The 17558-nt window shown below is 56.4% G+C and carries 21 protein-coding genes; 13 read left to right on the top strand and 8 right to left on the bottom strand.

From position 1 onward, the window contains the following. Nucleotides 1-2 precede the first annotated feature (2 nt). Nucleotides 3-1283, top strand: coding sequence for a TRAP transporter large permease (locus tag ASF29_RS00620; protein ID WP_062447467.1), 1281 nt, complete (start codon nt 3-5; stop codon nt 1281-1283). 174 nt (nt 1284-1457) lie between these two features. Beyond that, nucleotides 1458-1823 carry a response regulator gene (locus ASF29_RS00615; protein ID WP_062447464.1) on the top strand — a complete coding sequence of 122 codons (366 nt, stop codon included), beginning with the start codon at nt 1458-1460 and terminating at the stop codon, nt 1821-1823. Between the two features lie 82 nt (nt 1824-1905). Here ASF29_RS00615 and ASF29_RS00610 read toward each other — a convergent pair whose 3' ends face one another. The 3 genes from ASF29_RS00610 to ASF29_RS00600 all read right to left on the bottom strand — a co-directional run bounded on the left by ASF29_RS00610 (nt 1906) and on the right by ASF29_RS00600 (nt 3722). Then, a complete protein-coding gene (locus ASF29_RS00610; protein ID WP_062448551.1) occupies nt 1906-2274 on the bottom strand; it encodes a response regulator in 369 nt (122 codons plus the stop codon). A 149-nt stretch (nt 2275-2423) separates the two neighbouring features. Continuing rightward, entirely contained in the window at nt 2424-2969 is a 546-nt protein-coding gene (hpt, locus tag ASF29_RS00605; protein ID WP_062447461.1) for a hypoxanthine phosphoribosyltransferase, read from the bottom strand. Between the two features lie 81 nt (nt 2970-3050). Next, complete coding sequence (locus ASF29_RS00600) at nt 3051-3722, bottom strand: DUF3426 domain-containing protein (RefSeq protein ID WP_062447460.1); 672 nt, start codon at nt 3720-3722, stop codon at nt 3051-3053. A 185-nt stretch (nt 3723-3907) separates the two neighbouring features. On the opposite strand from ASF29_RS00600, the gene ftsE reads away from it, so the two are divergent. The 4 genes from ftsE to ASF29_RS00580 all read left to right on the top strand — a co-directional run bounded on the left by ftsE (nt 3908) and on the right by ASF29_RS00580 (nt 7247). Continuing rightward, nucleotides 3908-4567 carry a cell division ATP-binding protein FtsE gene (gene ftsE / locus ASF29_RS00595; protein ID WP_062447457.1) on the top strand — a complete coding sequence of 220 codons (660 nt, stop codon included), beginning with the start codon at nt 3908-3910 and terminating at the stop codon, nt 4565-4567. Continuing rightward, on the top strand, nt 4560-5564 hold the full coding sequence (locus tag ASF29_RS00590) for an ABC transporter permease (RefSeq protein WP_062447454.1): 1005 nt from the start codon (nt 4560-4562) through the stop codon (nt 5562-5564). The genes ftsE and ASF29_RS00590 overlap by 8 nt, the downstream gene beginning before the upstream one ends. A gap of 59 nt (nt 5565-5623) precedes the next feature. Then, the gene (locus ASF29_RS00585; protein ID WP_062447452.1) at nt 5624-6325 is read left to right on the top strand and encodes a YdcF family protein; all 702 of its coding nucleotides are present in this window, start codon (nt 5624-5626) and stop codon (nt 6323-6325) included. A gap of 130 nt (nt 6326-6455) precedes the next feature. Beyond that, entirely contained in the window at nt 6456-7247 is a 792-nt protein-coding gene (locus tag ASF29_RS00580; protein ID WP_062447449.1) for a 1-acyl-sn-glycerol-3-phosphate acyltransferase, read from the top strand. Here the strand turns inward: ASF29_RS00580 and ASF29_RS00575 are convergent. After that, entirely contained in the window at nt 7226-7762 is a 537-nt protein-coding gene (locus tag ASF29_RS00575; protein ID WP_062447447.1) for a gamma-glutamylcyclotransferase, read from the bottom strand. The genes ASF29_RS00580 and ASF29_RS00575 overlap by 22 nt on opposite strands. 46 nt (nt 7763-7808) lie before the next feature. Here ASF29_RS00575 and ASF29_RS00570 point away from each other — a divergent pair, with 46 nt between their 5' ends. Then, a complete protein-coding gene (locus ASF29_RS00570) occupies nt 7809-8810 on the top strand; it encodes a DUF2125 domain-containing protein (RefSeq protein WP_062447446.1) in 1002 nt (333 codons plus the stop codon). A gap of 56 nt (nt 8811-8866) precedes the next feature. On the opposite strand, the gene ASF29_RS00565 is transcribed toward ASF29_RS00570, so the two are convergent. The 3 genes from ASF29_RS00565 to ASF29_RS00555 form a co-directional block, all read right to left on the bottom strand. Next, entirely contained in the window at nt 8867-9796 is a 930-nt protein-coding gene (locus tag ASF29_RS00565) for a prephenate/arogenate dehydrogenase family protein (protein ID WP_062447443.1), read from the bottom strand. Beyond that, the gene (gene hisC / locus ASF29_RS00560) at nt 9793-10902 is read right to left on the bottom strand and encodes a histidinol-phosphate transaminase (RefSeq protein WP_062447440.1); all 1110 of its coding nucleotides are present in this window, start codon (nt 10900-10902) and stop codon (nt 9793-9795) included. Before hisC ends, ASF29_RS00565 begins: the two co-directional genes overlap by 4 nt. Nucleotides 10903-10983: 81 nt before the next feature. Continuing rightward, nucleotides 10984-11745: a class I SAM-dependent methyltransferase gene (locus tag ASF29_RS00555; RefSeq protein ID WP_062447437.1), complete on the bottom strand. Its 762-nt coding sequence runs from the start codon at nt 11743-11745 to the stop codon at nt 10984-10986. Between the two features lie 92 nt (nt 11746-11837). Between ASF29_RS00555 and gloB the strand changes: the two genes are divergently transcribed. Then, the gene (gloB, locus tag ASF29_RS00550) at nt 11838-12608 is read left to right on the top strand and encodes a hydroxyacylglutathione hydrolase (RefSeq protein WP_062447435.1); all 771 of its coding nucleotides are present in this window, start codon (nt 11838-11840) and stop codon (nt 12606-12608) included. Next, on the top strand, nt 12608-13042 hold the full coding sequence (locus tag ASF29_RS00545; RefSeq protein WP_062447433.1) for a cupin domain-containing protein: 435 nt from the start codon (nt 12608-12610) through the stop codon (nt 13040-13042). The genes gloB and ASF29_RS00545 overlap by 1 nt, the downstream gene beginning before the upstream one ends. 3 nt (nt 13043-13045) lie before the next feature. Here the strand turns inward: ASF29_RS00545 and ASF29_RS00540 are convergent, their stop codons facing one another. Next, the gene (locus tag ASF29_RS00540) at nt 13046-13819 is read right to left on the bottom strand and encodes a DUF3108 domain-containing protein (protein ID WP_062447430.1); all 774 of its coding nucleotides are present in this window, start codon (nt 13817-13819) and stop codon (nt 13046-13048) included. Nucleotides 13820-14071: 252 nt separating this feature from the next. Here ASF29_RS00540 and rpmB point away from each other — a divergent pair, with 252 nt between their 5' ends. From rpmB to ASF29_RS00520, 4 genes are all read left to right on the top strand, one after another. Continuing rightward, nucleotides 14072-14368 carry a 50S ribosomal protein L28 gene (gene rpmB, locus ASF29_RS00535; protein ID WP_062447429.1) on the top strand — a complete coding sequence of 99 codons (297 nt, stop codon included), beginning with the start codon at nt 14072-14074 and terminating at the stop codon, nt 14366-14368. Nucleotides 14369-14479: 111 nt separating this feature from the next. Then, complete coding sequence (locus ASF29_RS00530) at nt 14480-15115, top strand: queuosine precursor transporter (protein WP_062447426.1); 636 nt, start codon at nt 14480-14482, stop codon at nt 15113-15115. 174 nt (nt 15116-15289) lie between these two features. Continuing rightward, complete coding sequence (locus tag ASF29_RS00525) at nt 15290-15724, top strand: helix-turn-helix transcriptional regulator (RefSeq protein ID WP_062447423.1); 435 nt, start codon at nt 15290-15292, stop codon at nt 15722-15724. 5 nt (nt 15725-15729) lie between these two features. Then, on the top strand, nt 15730-17547 hold the full coding sequence (locus ASF29_RS00520) for a hypothetical protein (protein WP_156462487.1): 1818 nt from the start codon (nt 15730-15732) through the stop codon (nt 17545-17547). Nucleotides 17548-17558: the final 11 nt, after the last annotated feature.

Below are 17558 nucleotides of genomic sequence, written 5' to 3'. Positions count from 1 at the left end.
CGATGGAACTTTGGATTCTGTTCGGCAGCTTTACGCTGCTGATGTTGATCGGTACGCCCATCGCCTTTTGCCTGGGAATTTCCAGCCTGGCGACCGTGCTTTACATGGGCTTGCCGCCGCTGGTCGTTTTTCAGCGAATGAACTCTGGCATGAGCGTGTTTTCCATGCTCGCCATTCCGTTCTTCATTTATTCAGGTGACCTGATGGTCCGCGGTGGCATTGCCGGGCGCATCGTGGCTTTTGCGGCTTCTATCGTCGGGCATTTGCGCGGTGGGCTGGGGCAGGTCAATATCGTGACGTCGACACTGTTCGGCGGCATTTCCGGCTCCGCCGTGGCCGAGGCCGCAGCTGTCGGCGGGCTGATGATCCCCCAGATGAAAGCACGCGGTTACGGAGCCGATTATGCTGTCAACGTGACCTCTATGGCCGCACTGATCGCGCTGTTGCTGCCGCCATCGCATAACATGATCATCTACTCGATATCCGCAGGCGGTAAGATTTCCATCGCCGACCTCTTTACCGCAGGCGTCATTCCTGGCCTGTTGTTTGCTGCGGTGCTGATGGTAACGGCCTACATCGTCGCGAGCCGCCGCGGCTATCCAACCGAGCCCTTCCCCGGCTTTGCAGTCGCTCTCCACCTTCTCGCCGTTGCCATTCCCGGCCTTCTGTTGATTGCGATCATCTTTGGCGGCGTGCGCTCCGGCATCTTCACCGCCACTGAAAGCTCCTGCATCGCCGTCATCTACGCACTTCTGGTGACAGTCCTGATCTATCGTCAACTGAGCTGGAAGGACTTCGTCCACGCCACCATGGGCGCGGTGCGCACGACGGCCATGGTCCTCTTGATCATCGGTTGTGCAGCCGCATTTTCCTGGCTGATGGCATTTTTAAGAGTGCCGGCAACGCTTGTCGTGTGGATGCAGACATTGTCGGACAATCCGATCGTCATCCTTCTCCTGCTCAATGTCCTGATGTTGCTGCTGGGCACCTTCATGGATATGGGTCCAACGATCATCATCACAACGCCGATCTTCCTGCCCATCGCCAGCGCCTATGGCATCGATCCCGTCCATTTCGGCGTTATCATGATTCTCAACTATGGCATCGGCCTCAATACGCCACCGGTGGGAGGGGTGCAATTTGTCGCCTGCGCTGTGGGCAAGATCAGTGTCTGGGAAGCCATGCGTTCCATCTGGCCCTTCTATGGCGCAGGTCTCGTCGTTCTGGGATTGGTGACCTACATCCCGGCCTTGTCTCTCTGGCTACCGAGCGTTTTTAAATAAGAACCGCTGATGCCAGGCATATCGAGCCGCTTACGTCTTCCGGCGTAAGCGGCTTTGCAATTTTCGCCGCCTCAATACCAAAAAAAGCCTGCATCTCCTGCCATGCGCACTGAACTTTATGGAACCCTTTCAATGATCTAGGGTTTGAGCACAATACATCAATGGAGGTGTCCTGTGCCTACGGTTCTAGTGGTCGAAGACGAGCCTCTGATACGGCTTACGCTGATCGATGCTCTTGAAGATGCGGGATTTCGCGTGATCGAGGCCGAGACCGCTGATGAGGCGATGGATTTGATCGCCGAACATACCGTCCACCTTCTTTTTACCGACATTCAGATGCCGGGAGACATGACAGGAATAGATTTGGCTCATGTCGTCGCCAAAAGATTTCCGGAAGCGGGAATCATCGTGGCGTCCGGTCGCCTGACGCCCGACGATATCGATCTTCCCGCTTCAGCCGAGTTTTTTTCAAAACCATATGATTTCTCATCGATCGTCTCGCGCCTGAATGCCATGACCGAAGCGACATCCCGGCAATAAACCGTGGCTTCCTCAAGTATTGAGGCAACTCATAATCTGACGAATATGTTGAAAAAATAGGCGAGAGGCTCGCCTGTTCGATTCAAGCCGGAACAGCGGCCAGCGCACGCGCAACAGCTTTGCGAATATCGGGCAGCGCAAAAGGCTTCGGCACGACGTCGATGATTTTTTCCATCAGGTCATCTGCCCGTTCGCGCTGTTCCGCATAGCCGGTCATCAAAAGGATTTTGAGATTCGGAAATTGCGATGATGCGCGATGAGCCAGTTCGATACCATCCATGACAGGCATGCGAATATCGGACAGCAAAAGGTCGAACGCCTGTTCGCTCAGCTTCTCGAAACCCTGTTCGCCATCGGCGGCCTCGTAAGTCTCATGTCCGTCCAGACGAAGCGCACGCGCTACGAATGTGCGCAGCGCATCTTCATCTTCAGTAATCAGTATTTTTGCCATTTTCCATTGCTCCTGGTATTCATTCCAGCGAGCAACAAACTCGGTCATTTCCCTTTGCAAGAGGTAAATGGAACCCGGCATCCGGGCGGCATGGTTAACAATCCATGCTTGTATTGCCGGAGGTTGTGCCGATTTCCAACAACCGGACTTTACTCCGCGTCGCCGGTCACAACGCCCACAAATGGGAGTTCACGGAACGCGTAAGCAACGTCCATGCCGTAGCCGACCACAAAATAGTCGGGGCATTCGAAGCCGACATAGTCCGCTTCCAGCTGCTCCTTGCGCTTCACTTTCTTGTCGAGAAGAACGGCAATCGAGACGTTGCGTGCACCGCGCTCATAGAGCAATTCCTTGGCGAATAGCAAAGTGCGGCCGGATTCCAGAATGTCATCGATCAACAGGACATCACGGTCCTTTACGTCGCTGTCGATGTCTTTGACGATCCTGACGCCTTGAGAAACCGTGCCCGTGCCGTAGCTCGACAAGGTGATGAATTCCACTTCAGGCGCCAGCCCGCTATCGTGCAGCGCACGAATGAGATCGGCTGCGAAAATAAACGAGCCCTTCAACACGGCAATCACCAGCAGATCGTTGGTGGGGCCAGTTGCTATACGCTTGGCCAGATCGCGATTGCGCTCCGCAATCTGCTCGGCAGTGTAAAGCGGCTCGATATTTTTTCCACGAACGACGGGCATGTTTTCTCCTGCGCTTTCCCGCTGCAACGTCCCTCTCAAGACTGTCGCCAGGAACGAAACGAAGGGCGTCCGGTAGCACAATCAACGCTCGGAAACACCCGGCTTGGCAAAAGAAAGCTTGATTTCCGGGTTTTTTCCACCGGGATGGCGCAGTTTCGCGGAGAAACCATGGCTCACACCGGCTTCCATCTCTGTGACCGGGGGCTCGATCAGCATGCTGGCCACTTTTTCACCCTTTGAGGCGAACAAGTCGGCGCGGATGGTCGGGACTTGTTGCGATGTCCTGCCGTTGTTTTCCACGATGCCGTTGATCACCAGTACGTCCATGCCACCCGCATCCTGCGGCGTTACGGAGATATGGGTGATCGCAAGAGGATCGACAGGCGCGGCACGGGCAGAGTTTTGATGCATCAGCATCGTAAATCCACCCGAGATAAAGAACACGCCCACGACCGCTGCAGCGACAATGGCCGAGTAACCATCGACGGAAAGGCTGGAAAGTTTTCTGTCTATCCAATCAACCAGAGACCTAAGTGCGCTCAATGCGGAAACGGACTGCGGCGGCTTGGCTTGTTGATAAGCGCGATGCCGATTGTCGTTTCCATAGTCACGAAAGGGCGTTTCCTTTATCGTGACAAACTCGGCATCTAGAATGTCGTTGCTAGTGCGCGTGCGCCAGGTCTGACGGAGCGGCGCATCAGGCATCAGGAGATCCAAATCAGGTGTCGCGTGCCGGCGGGATGAACGGAACATAGCCATGAAGTTCCCTCGATCAGTGTTTCGGCCCCGAAAAACTTGGGCATTGAATGAAATCCTGCCTAGTCGTAAATTTAATTGGTTAATGCTTCGCAAAGATCGCTTGAGGGCAGCCGACGTGATTCCTGATATGACGGACGGACCGGCGGCTACACGATGATAAACAAAAGACTGGAAGTTCGTTGATCCATTTCGAAAATGTCGGGTTGCGCTACGGGATGGGCCCGGAAATCCTGCGGGACATGACCTTCGATATTCCGAAAGGGTCCTTTCAGTTTCTGACCGGCCCTTCCGGCGCTGGAAAGACCACGTTGCTGCGCCTGCTTCTCATGTCGCTGCAGCCGACACGTGGCAACATTCGCATGTTCAGCCGCGACGTATCGCGCATTCCGCGCAGCGAACTGCCCCTATTGCGGCGGCGCGTCGGCATCGTGTTTCAAGACTTCCGACTGCTGGATCACCTCACCACCTATGAAAACGTCGCGCTACCGCTGCGCGTGCGCGGCAAGGAAGAAAGCGCCTATCGCAACGACGTGATCGAGCTTTTGAAATGGGTGGGACTGGGAGAGCGTGTCAATGTGCTGCCGCCTATCCTCTCTGGTGGCGAAAAACAGCGCGCAGCCATAGCCCGCGCTTTGATGGACCAACCCGAAATCCTTCTGGCCGACGAGCCCACGGGCAACGTCGACCCGCCCATGGCAAAGCGGCTGCTCAATCTCTTTCTGGAATTGAATCGCCTGGGCACTGCGGTCGTCATCGCGACCCACGATTTTGGCTTGATGGATCAGGTGGATGCGCGCCGCATGATTCTGACCGAAGGGCGGCTCGACGTCTATGAATGAGATGAACCGAAAGCCGCTTAAACCCGAACAGAAGCCAGCAGCCAAACTGCCGCAGATGCGGATCAGGCCCATGGCGCCAATTCTGCCGCCTTCCAACATTCAGGGCAATGCGTTGATCGTCGTCATCGCCATCATGGCGTTTCTCGCCTGCCTGACGCTGGGTGCCGTCAGCATGGTACGGGCGACTGCGTCGACTTGGCAAAGTCAGATTTCCCGCGAAATCACCATCCAGATAAAACCGGAAGAGGGTCTGGACATGAACGCCGCCTTGAACAAGGCACGCAATCTGGCTCTGTCCTTCGTCGGCACGCGTGAAGGCACCATCATGGATGAGGCAGCGACCGCGCGTTTGCTGGAGCCCTGGCTGGGCGCCGGGCTCGATTTGTCCGAACTGCCCGTACCGCGTCTGGTAATCATCACAATTGACGAAACCAATCCACCCGACTTCGCGGCAATGCGTGCCATGCTGAAGGCGGAAATTCCCCAGGCTTTTCTCGATGACCACCGGACATGGGTCGACCGTCTTGTTTCCATGGCCCATACCACTGTGATGATCGGCCTTGGCGTCTTGATCCTGGTTTTCAGCGCCATGGTGCTGACCGTGGTCTTTGCAACCCGCGGCGCGCTTTCTGGCAATCGCCATATCGTCGAGGTCCTGCATTTCGTTGGCGCGGAAAGCAGTTTCGTGGCCCGTGAATTTCAAAAGCACTTTTTGAAGATCAGCCTCAAAGGCTCCGGGGCAGGAAGCGCTTTGGCAGCTGGCGTCTTTCTGGCTGCCGGCTTCTGGCAGTCCCGCTCGCTTGCGACACCGCAGAGCGACCAGGCAAGCGCGCTTTTCGGTTCATTTTCCGTCGGAATGGAAGGCTATCTGGGTATTTTCGCAACGATGATGGTGATCGCATTGCTGACGACGATCACGGCAAGAGTGACCGTCATCCGCACAATTGACGACATTGATCGTGTTCGCTCGGACCCGTCCAAGAGCGAGGGCGTTTAAGCTATCAGTGTTGCTTCAACCGCCCGTTCCTTGCCTTAATCCACGCTTACCGATATCGGATGGTAATGAGTCGCACAGGCCCGGATGATCAACCGACCCAGACGCCGCGCAACGGTCTGCTTTCGCGGCGCGGGCGCTTGCGCCGGTTCGTGCGCAGCGTCCTTCTGGTCTGCCTCGTGGTGCTTGGCGCTCTGTTCGGCGGCTTTCTGTGGTTTGCCGATTCCGTCGCCTCGATGCGCCCGCCATCCGGCGCCAAGGCCGACGCCATCATCGTCCTGACCGGTGGATATCTCAGGATCGATCAGGCAGTTGGGCTCTTACGCGATGGTGTCGGTAAACGTCTGCTGATTTCAGGTGTCAATCCAGCCACGACGCGCGCTCAGATCCGCAAGATGACACAGAGTTCCTCTGATCTTTTCGCCTGCTGTGTCGACATGGGATATCAGGCCGTCGACACGATCGGCAACGCCAGCGAAGCCGCCAAATGGATCAGGGACAAGGGCTATCTATCGGTCGTCGTGGTCACCAACAACTACCACATGCATCGCAGCCTCCACGAACTGAGAAGCTCCAGTCCCGACACGACATTCATTGCCTATCCGGTCATCAATTCGGATCTGGCGCGCACCAACTGGTTCTCCAACCCGGATGTCGTTCGCATCATGATTTACGAATATATCAAGTTCGTCGCGGTCGCCGCCCGTGATCTGACTGGCATCGGCAAAGGAGATGGCCTGCGCAATAGTGCAACGTCGACCTGACGTTAAGGCCTTCCTACATACTGATGGGCCTTGCTGAAACACCCTGTTTTCGTGTAGGCGTTCAGCTCTGCGCACGACAGTGAAGATCGCTTCAGCATGTCTATAGGATGCGCCTGGAGAAGCCTTTTTCATGCTCAGATTGCGTTCCATCCTGTTCAATACGGCATTCTATCTGAACCTCATTCTGCGCATGATCGTGCTGACGCCGATCTATTTCCTCGTCCCGAGAAAGCTGGCCTATGAGATTCCCAAGGCTTGGGCGCGTTCCAATCATTGGCTCATGGAAAAGATCGTCGGGACGACGTTCGAAATCGAGGGGTTGGAAAACATTCCCGAATCCGGCTGCATTTTTGCGCCGAAGCACCAGTCGTTCTGGGATACCTATGCCCTGCTACCGAACCTCAAGGACCCTGTTTATATTCTCAAACGGGAGCTGACATGGATTCCGCTCTTCGGCTGGTATGTCGCCAAGCAGAGAATGATCCCCGTCAATCGATCGGCGCGCGGTAAAGTGATGCTCAAGGTCATGGAGCGCGCCAAGCAGGAAATGGCGCAGGGTCGTGAACTCATCATCTATCCCGAGGGAACACGACGCGCGCCGGGTGCAGAGCCGGAATATCGCTATGGCATAGCGCGTCTTTACCGCGACCTGCAGGTTCCCGTCGTTCCTGTCGCCATGCATCCCGGCCTTTTCTGGCCGCGCAGGTCCACAATGCGCTATCCGGGACACTTCAAGGTCCGTATTCTTCCGGCGATCCAGCCCGGTCTCGACCCGGATGTGTTTTTCAAACAACTGATAGACGTCACCGAAAAAGCCAGTGACGAGTTGTTGCTCGACGCTGCGCGGGATAATCCGTCACTTCCGCTGCCGCCAACTGCGGTGAAACGGCTGGCGGAGCTTCAGGGCACGACAGCGCACTGAGCTTCGACATTGGCTGCAACACGCTCCAGCACCACGTCGCGGATTCCCATCTCCTTGAGATGCCTGACCGTATTGAACACATAATCGACATTGGGGCCGGACTGACCCGCCGCGTGACGAACGATGTGGGCCGCCTCATCCAGTGCAAGTCCGCCGACATATTGCGAATGCTTGATATCGGCCACGTAGGTTAGGGCTGGTAGCCGCCTGCCATCAGCCAGGCCAACCGCAATCACGCGCTCTTTATAGACATGGCTGACGAGCTCGCGTTCTCGCAGATATTGAAGGACCGGCTCGCGGTTCACCCCTGCCACACGAAACGCCACGCCATGGCACGAACCGCCCCGCTCCAGCCCCAGTACCAGTCCAGGGTTTTCATCCGTTCCGCGATACACGTTCGAACGGATGCATAGGGCACGCCGATAGCCGTAGAGACGCGCCTGCTGGCGTTCCTCAAACGGGAAGCCCGGATTCCACATCAACGAACCGTAGCCAAAGACCCAAAAATCGTCCATATCCCAAGCCAAACCAAATCACCTGTGATTACCATTGGAGATCATCATGGCAGCGTCAAGCCAATCCCGCAGCAGCAGAAAATTCGTTTTTCTCGCGATTGGGATAATAGTTTTCGTTGCCATCTATACTGCCGCCTGGTTTTACGCGGCCAATAAACTTCAGGAAACCGTCGTCAGGGTCATCGCACCCGGCGGCACTGCGCCCGTCAGCGCCCAGTGCGAAGACATGGCCTTCAAGGGCTACCCCTTCCGCATCGGCCTGTTCTGCTCGAAAGTCGATGTCACTGATACCCGCAATGGTGTCTCAGGCTCCTTCGGTGCGCTCCGTTCAGCGGCGCAGATTTACGCGCCAGGCCACGTTGTCTGGGAACTCGATTCCCCTGCCAAGATCGAGACCCAGCACGGGCTCAGTATTTCCGCGCAATGGTCCAGCCTTCAATCCAGCCTTGTGAAAAAGCTGAAGGGAATTGATCGAACCGCACTTGTGATCGACGGGTTGAAGGCGACCGCCGTCTCTTCGGTCACCTCACAAACCATCGATTTCGATGCTGCCAAGACGGAAGTTCATCTGCGCCAGAACGGTGCGGACCTCGACGGCGCCATTACACTGACCGACGCTTCAACCGTAATCAAGGACTGGCCACAACTTCTTCCGCGCCTGAACGCGATTGCCGATGTGACCCTGGCCGGAAAGGCGGGAATGATCGACGGCAGCGATCGCTCCGGACTTTATGGTGCCAATGGTGAGCTGCGTCGTGTTATGCTTGATATTGGCGAGGGGCGCACCATGCGTATCAGTGGCCCGTTCTCCTTCGACGATCAGGGTTATCTGTCCGGCCAGTTCAAGTTGGAAATCGAAAAACTGGGCGATTGGGCCAACAATGCCAAGCAGGCATTTCCACAGTTGCAGTCCACCATCGATACCGCACGCAAGCTTTTGGGCGCGCTGGCGGGCGGTGGCGACAGGACTTCGGTCGATCTCGTAGTTGATCGCGGTCGCGCAACCGTCAGCGGCTTCATTCCCTTGGGAAAAATTCCACCGATCTGATCGGCAGTGTATGGGCTGACCGGCACAATCCCTGCGCCGGTCGCAGTTGGTTCAATTTACTTCTTCTGATCCATGGAGTGACGCCCGAAGTCGGGCGCATCCACATCCTGCCCGGCTTGCACGATGGAACGGCGAATGGTGCGGGTGCGGCTGAAGAGTTCGAACAGCTTGTCGCCTTCACCCCAGCGGATCGCCCGTTGAAGATAGGCCAGATCCTCGGAAAAGCGTGCGAGCATTTCGAGAATGGCATCCTTGTTGTGCAGGCAAACATCTCGCCACATGGTGGGATCCGAAGCCGCAAGTCGCGTGAAATCTCGAAAGCCAGAGGCGGAATATTTGATGACTTCCGATTCGGTCACCGTTCCCAGATCATCGGCTGTGCCAACGATGTTATAGGCGATGATGTGTGGCAGATGCGAAACGATTGCCAGCACCTTATCGTGATGCTCCGGGTCCATCTCGTCGATCCGCGAGCCAAGCATCTCCCAGAAGGCCTTAAGCCGGCTAAGAGCTTGAGCATCCGTTTCAGGCAGAGGCGTGAAGATGCACCACCGATCGCGAAACAACCCCGTGAACCCGGCATCCGGGCCGGATTTTTCCGTACCCGCCAGCGGGTGGCCAGGAATGAAGTGAACCGTTTTCGGCATATGCGGTGCCATTTGGGCGATAACCGACGCTTTTGTGGAACCGACGTCCGTGACGATGGCACCAGCCTTCAAGTGAGGAGCAATCTGCTGAGCGACAGCGCCGGATGCACCGACGGGAACCGAAACGATGATCAGGTCTGCACCATCGACCGCCTCTGCAGCAGACGTCGTATAGGATGTGCCAAGTTCAAGTTCTTTTGCGCGCTGCAAGGTTTCTTCGCTACGCGTCGAAACCACCACCTCTCTCGCGATGCCGAGCTCCTTGATATCGCGAGCGATGGACGAGCCAATCAGGCCGATACCGATCAGCGTGATACGCTCAAACAGGGCGGCACTCATCGATCACTCCCCAGAAACTCCTTGAGTGCGGTTATGACACCGATATTGGCTTCTTCCGATCCAACCGTCATGCGCAAGGCGTTGGTAAAGCCATAGCTGCGAACGGCGCGCAATATGTACCCGCGTCGAGTCAGAAATTCGTCCGCATCGGCAGCGCGTTTGCCATCGACATCGGGAAAGTGGATAAGGACGAAGTTGGTAACCGACGGCGTCACTTTAAGACCAAGGTCGCCGAAGGCCTGTGTCAGCTTCTCGATCCATTCAAGATTATGCGCGACGGCCTGCTGCATGAAAGCCTGATCACGAATGGCCGCCGCACCAGCTGCAATGGCTGGAGCGTTCAGGTTGAACGGACCACGCACCCTATTCAAGGCGTCGATGATGGCCGCGGGACCATACATCCAGCCGACCCGGAGCGCTGCCAGACCGTACACCTTCGAGAAAGTGCGCGTCATGACCACGTTGCTGCTGCCGGAAACCAGTTCAAGCCCTGCCTCATAGTCGTTCTTGCGAACATACTCGGCATAGGCAGCATCAAGTACGAGAACGACGTGCCCCGGCAGCGCCGCTTGAAGACGGCGAATCTCCGAGACCGGGACATAGGTCCCGGTCGGATTGCCTGGATTGGCGATGAAAACCATTTTCGTTTTCGGCGTCACGGCAGAAAGGATTGCGTCCACATCGACGGTGCAATCCTTTTCCTTCACTGTCACCGGCACCGCGCCCGCACCCATGATCTGGATTTTGTAGACGAGAAATCCGTGTTCGGTAATGATCGCCTCATCGCCTGCGCCGAGATAGACATGGCACAGCAACCCCAGCAGCTCATCCGAACCATTGCCGCACAAGATGTTGGCGGTGTTCAGCCCATGCACGTCAGCAATGGCCTGTCGCAACGCTGTTGCCTGACCATCAGGGTAGATTTCCAAATTCGCGGCCGCCGCCTTGAAGGCTTCGATGGCTTTCGGGCTTGCCCCCAGCGGCGTTTCGTTGGAGGAGAGCTTGTAAACCTTGGCCACGCCGTCTGCATGTTCCTTGCCGGGAACGTAAGCTGCGATATCCAGAATACCGGGGCGCGGGACAGGTTTGTTAAGCTCTGCACTCATTTCATCGACCTTTGAAAAACGCCGGAAGACCGGCAAGACAATGCCGGAGGCATTAGACCGGAATAGGCGCTTTGTCGAGGGTCAGCGCGGCTTTTGCGAAGGCGGCGAAGTGCGGGTGGTGGGCATTCCCTGTGGTGCCATCACTGGCACGAAAACCCGTCGTGATGCCCGTTGACTGACCGGCAGGCCCTGATAAAGCCGCTTCTGCGCTTCCACGATGATGACGCCGGAAAACACCGGCCACAGCTTGCGCCCTGTACTTTCCATATAGCGGCGAAACTTCAAAACCGATCTGACTTTGGACGGGGGAAAGAACAGCGCTTCAGACGTTGCCCCGGGCGTGAAATTCGTTTCGCGCAGCAGAGATGTCAACTGGCCCCGTGAGTAAGGACGACCTGAACCGAACGGCGTATGCTCGACACGCGCCCACACGCCACGTCTATTCGGCACAACGATGACCAGCCGCCCACCGGGCGCAAGAACACGCCACAATTCCTTGAGCGTCTCACGCGGATTTTCTGCAAACTCCAGCGAATGCACCATCAGGACGCGGTCTATGGAAGAGTCGGGCAGCGGCAATTCTTCGTCAAAAACAAGCGCGGTCGACGACAGCTCTCCCGCGGGCCAGTTTACCGCGCCCTGCCCGGCTGGCATAAAAGCAAAGGTTCGCTCGGTGTCATGCCGGAAGCGGTCGAGAAAAGGCACTGCATATCCGACACCGACCAGCCGCTCATCGGGAAGAGGTGGCCACAATGTCGAGAGCGCCATGGTAATCGCCTGCTCGGCGGAGCGGCCAAGCGGAGAATGATAGAATTCGCGCAGATCGACAATATCGGTGTTCATCGACAGAATGTAGCAGCCCCCGGTTGGACTTCAAGCCATGGTGGCCTACATTGACGGCACGATAGCCTGTGCGCAGCAGATGGAGGGAAAAGATGAAGCCGTTGGAAATAGAAGTCTTTTTGTGTCGCAGCGATAATTTTGGGGTTCTTCTGCACGACAGCGACACCGGCGAGACGGTTTCGATCGATGCGCCCGAGGAAGCCGCGATTATCGAGGCGCTCAATCGCCGCGGCTGGAAGCTTACCCATGTTTTTACGACACATCACCATCAGGATCATGTCGAGGCCAATCTGACTCTGAAGGAGAGATACACCTGCGAAATTCGCGGGCCGCACGACGAGGCGATCGCGATACCTGGTCTGGACCGCTCCGCAGCAGATGGTGACGAATTCGAATTCTCTGGCAGGCGTGTTCAGGTCATCGCGACGCCAGGCCATACCGCTGGACATATTTGTTACCACTTCCCGGATGACGCGTTGCTTTTTGCCGCCGACACGCTGTTCGCCATGGGATGTGGGCGTCTTTTCGAACGCCCCGCCGCCGATATGTGGCACTCATTTCAAAAACTCATGGCGTTACCCGATTCCACCGAGGTTTATTTCGGCCATGAATACACTCTGTCCAACGCCCGTTTTGCAGTGACCGTCGATCCCGAGAACGCAGCTTTGAAGCAGCGCGCAAGCGAGGTCGAAGCGTTACGGAACAAAGGCGGGTTCACCATTCCCACGACGATCGGGCTAGAGAAACAGACCAATCCCTACATGCGCGTTGCGGATAAAGGCATTCGTTCCCATCTTGGCCTGCCGGATGCCACAGATGCAGAGGTGTTTGCCGAGATCAGAAGCCGGAAAGATAGTTTCTAATGACTGAAACCACGCTATCAGTTGCCGACATCATTCGTGAACTCGACCTGGAGCCCCATCCGGAAGGGGGGTACTACCGCCAGACATTCCGCGATGCCGCCGAAGGGGAACGAGGCCACTCAACGGCTATATACTATCTTCTGGAAAAGGGTCAGCGCTCGCATTGGCACCGTGTTATCGACGCAGCTGAGATTTGGCATTATTATGCCGGCGCAGCCCTTCTGTTGCACTTGAGTGTCGATGGGAAGGCAACGGAAACGGTCAGGCTCGGCCCATCCGTTCTGGAAGGAGAGAGGCCACAAGCCATCGTTGCAGCAGATTGCTGGCAGTCGGCGGAAACACTGGGCGACTATACGCTCGTCGGCTGCACGGTCGCGCCCGGTTTCACATTCGAGAGCTTCGTGATGGCTGAACCCGGCTGGGCACCGGGTTGAGGTTCAGCCACCATATTTCGTCGCAGTGATATAGACCTGACCGACCTTGGTTGGAATGCGGGCGTAGACGGGCGCATAGACATTCATGTCGCCAGCCTTAGCGAACCATATTTCCATCGAGATCGACTTTAGATATTCGATGTCTTTCCGACCCTTGCGGAAGCCCGATTTGGGAACGTAGCGCGCGTTGCAGACGATTGCATCACCGGTAAATCCGTTGGTGGTAAACGGTTTCGTGCCGCCGGAACTCAATACGAGATCCAGCCGCGACTCGCCGTCATAGATCGGAAGCCTGCTGGGGCAGATGCGTCCTCCGACCGGAAAGATAAGCCCTGAAATAGGATCCAGTACCGAGCGGAGATCGCGGTCCTTCACATCGACCCAATTGTCGGGACGTGCTTTCGGCTCCGGCTTGACCGTCGTAGAGGTAACGTTACCGTTTCGGTACTGCACATCATAGGTGCGCGTCCGCTTTCCGTCCTTGTAAACCAGGGAATATTCGTTCGCCTGCATACGGTTTCCGCGCTTTGCACCGGAAACGACGGTGCGACCAGAAATGTCTTTGAGCACGCTGGCGATCCCAGCCGCGCTGAACGATCCTGAAATCGAGTAGGTCGCTCCGTCCATTCTGGTGGAGAAATTGGCGCGCGCAATCGGCAGAACACCCAGATTGATGGAGTATTCGCTGTCATGTCGCGTTTCCGCAGCCATGGTCGGGGACGCGCCCACCACGATAAGGGCGGCGGCCATGAAAAACCTTTGTGCCTTGACATTCATTCAGGTAACACCTCAACGAGCCGAAAAAGTCGCGCTCTGCGGCGATGATATACGCCGAGTTATGGCAATAAAAAAGCGGAGCGACGCGGAAATGCGGTGAAATCGCTCACAAAAAAGAGCGAGCGGCTTGACTGCAAGTTCCTGTCTGACTATAGAACCGCAACTTTCCAATCATTGCCAGATGGATTGCGCACCGGACTTTGCCGGTTAGCAGGCCGCTGGTGAAACAGACGACAACAAATAGGTGTACCCATGTCCCGTGTATGCGAATTGACCGGCAAGGGCGTCCAGACGGGCAACAACGTCAGCCACGCCAACAACAGAACCAAGCGCCGGTTCCTTCCGAACCTCTGCCAGGTTACGTTGATTTCCGATTCTCTCGGCCAGCGCTTCCGTTTGCGCGTTTCTGCTGCTGCTCTGCGCTCTGTCGAGCACCGCGGTGGCCTGGATGCGTTTCTGCTGAAGTCCAGCGAAAACGATCTTTCGATGCGCGCCCGTCTGCTGCGTCGTCAGATCGCAAAGAAGACTGTTGAAACTGCTGCTGCTTAATTGCAGTTTCAACATCACTGACTTTCAGAAGGCTTGAATGGCATGTGCCGCTCAAGCCTTTTGCTTGTTTTCAATTCGGCTCCAACTGGTGGCATCACCCAGGATAAAAAAATGCCCTACCTGCGCTTTACGCTTATCTACGTTCTTCTGATGACGCTGGTCGTGGTGGCCTCGAACATCCTTGTTCAATATCCCCTGTCCGGCACGCTGTTCGGCATCAATCTCGCTGATCTCCTAACCTGGGGCGCCTTCACCTACCCCATCGCCTTTCTGGTGACTGACCTGACCAACCGGCAGTTCGGCCCTGCCATCGCAAGACGTGTGGTTCTGGCGGGCTTTATCGTCGGCGTCACCCTGTCTTTCTGGACATCCATTCCGCGCATAGCCGTTGCGTCGGGCACAGCCTATCTTGTAGGTCAATTGCTCGACATTTCAGTCTTCAACAGTCTGCGCCGTCAAAGCTGGTGGCGTGCACCGCTTGCGGGTTCGATGCTCGGCTCCGTCTTGGACACTGCACTCTTCTTCTCCGTTGCCTTTGCGGCCACATTCTCCTTCATCGGGCCGAACGATGCCTTTGCCGTCGAAACCGCACCGGTTCTCGGACTCTTTGCCTACGAGGCCCCGCGCTGGATATCTTGGGCACTGGGAGATTTGACCGTTAAAGTCCTAGTGGGGTTGGTCATGCTGCTGCCTTACGGCGCACTGATGAACACTCTGAAGCCGATGCCGCCCGCACCATCGCATTAGTGGTCGACCCGGGTGGGCCGATCCGAAGCATCTTGTCGCTGACAGCACGGTTTTCAGCGTGATACCAGGCATTCTTTGAAAATACACACTGGATTCAAGCTGTCGACCCGTTGCGATCATTGCAACTTTAAGGCAGTCTTATCCCAATTATCAGATTCTGGAGTTCGTCTCATCATGAAGAAATCACCCAATGCTACCGATATACATGTGGGGTCCCGCATTCGACTTCGCCGCGTGATGCTGGGCCTCAGCCAGGAAAAGCTTGGCGATGGACTGGGCATTACGTTTCAGCAGGTTCAGAAATACGAAAAGGGCACCAATCGCGTCGGCGCCAGCCGTTTGCAGCACATCTCGGAACTGCTGGACGTTCATATCTCGTATTTTTTCGAGGGAACGCCGGAAGCCACTGAAGACAGAGCGCTGGCTGTGCCCAGCATGTTGTCGCAGTTCTTCAACTCCAAGGAAGGCATCTCGCTCGCCAAGGCTTTCTGCGGCATTGAAGACAGCCGCGTGCGCCGCCGCGTCCTCGAACTCGTTCAGTCGCTGAGCACCTCCAACACTAGCGAGATACAAAAGACGACCGAGACGTCCGCGCCCCTTGCCCACTGAACGATATGGCTTTCAGACTAGCGACACTAGGGCGATGCAATCTGGAAGATGAAGCGGGCAACGTGGTGAACGTGCCAGCGCAATCTCTCCTATTGGCGGCCTATCTGCTCGATGTCGGCAAGCCTGTTCGAAGAAGGGACGCCGCCAATCTGCTCTGGCCGGGCAATCCCGATGCCGCATCGACGAACTTGCGCTCGACTCTGCGCCGGTTTTCGCAGGCAACGTTAGAGGCATCCAGCCCCGTCATGCTGATCGACACGACCCATATCTCGGTCGATCGGCAAGTTCTGAGCGGCGACTTCGATATCACGGGAACACCGGTGGAGCGTCTCAAAGCGCTGTGCGACGCTGTAGCCATGCAGTTCCTTCCCGGCTTTGGTGAGGGAAAAGCCGGGCTCGACGTATGGATCCGCGATGTCAGGCTGCGTATTCTTGGCGACTTGCGCGCGCAGTTTCTCGACATGATCAACTTGCAGCAGCGCCATCCCGACGCGCATTCGGATTTGAAACGCGCGGCAATCCTGCTGCTTGAGGCTGACCCGGATGACCATGACATTCGGGCCCTTCTGTCTTCCGGACTGAGCACGAGACCGCTCGAGCCTGCGACCGTACCAGCGACGCCGATGTCATTTGCCGAGACTGTCCAGCCTGTCGCGCAGACTTTTGCGCAAACGCTTTCAGGACACCCACGCATCGCTCTGCTTCCGCCAGCCGCCGCAACGGGGACCAACCCGGATGGAAGGATTGCGGATGCGTTGATCGAGGATCTGACGATAGGGCTCTGCAGCAGCCGCACGGTTTCGGTTGTTGCACCATACACGTCCGCGCGCATTCAGGCATCGAAGGACAAAGCTGCGGTTCTCGAGCGCCACAAGGTGGTCTATGCACTCGACAGTCGGCGCAACGACACGCACCTGTTTATGCAATTGATCTTCACGCCGACCGAAGAAATCATCTGGGCCGGACGCTTCGAACTGTCGCCCATCGCCGTCGCATCCCACCGCATCGACATTGCCGCAGTCATTCAACGTGAACTGACGGTGCAGATCGGCTCGCACCAGAACGCGCGGGCCGATTTCTCGAAGCGCCCGGAAGCTTATTTTCTGTATCTTAAGGGGCTGCAATCCCTCTCCAACATCAACCTCCCGTCTGTCCGGCGTGCGCGCAAATATTTCAAGGAAGCGCTGGAGCACGGAAACGATTTCTCGGAAGCATTTGCAGGCCTATCCCGCACGCTCAGCGTCGAATGGCTGTTGACCGCGCGTGGAGACGATCAATTGCTGATCGACGCGGAACGGCTTGCCGATCGCGCTATTGCGGTGAACGAGGAATCGTCCAACGGTTACAAGGAACTTGGCGTTTCCCGGCTTTTTATGGGAAAAATTGACGACAGTCTGGCGGCATTGTCTCAAGCCGAAACCCTCAGTCCGCAATATGCCGATGTTTTGTGCAGCTATGCAGACACGCTCAACCATAACAGCGACCCTGCCAGCTCCATCATCAAAATCAAGCAGGCCATCGATCTCAACCCTATATCGCCGGATATTTATTACTGGACAGCAGCAAGCGCCAGCTACTTCCTCAACCAGTTCGACCAGTCGCTGGGTTACATCAATCAGATGAGCAACAAACGGCCAGCCGCGCGCCTTGCTGCTGCCTGCTACGGCATGTTGGGAGATGTTGACAAAGCTCGCGTATATCGTGCAAGAGTCTTCGAAGACAATCCAAGTTTCGATTTGGATCGCTGGCTTGCCGTGATTCCCCACAAGGAAATGTGGCAAACCGAGATGTATCGTGACGGCTTGAAAAAGGCCGGATTTTAATTGGGAATCGA

Origin of the sequence: Rhizobium sp. Leaf262 (assembly GCF_001422245.1) — a bacterium.
GTDB lineage: Bacteria > Pseudomonadota > Alphaproteobacteria > Rhizobiales > Rhizobiaceae > Agrobacterium.
Note: the sequence above shows the minus strand (reverse complement) of the source record. Positions and strands in the feature narration are given on the sequence as shown.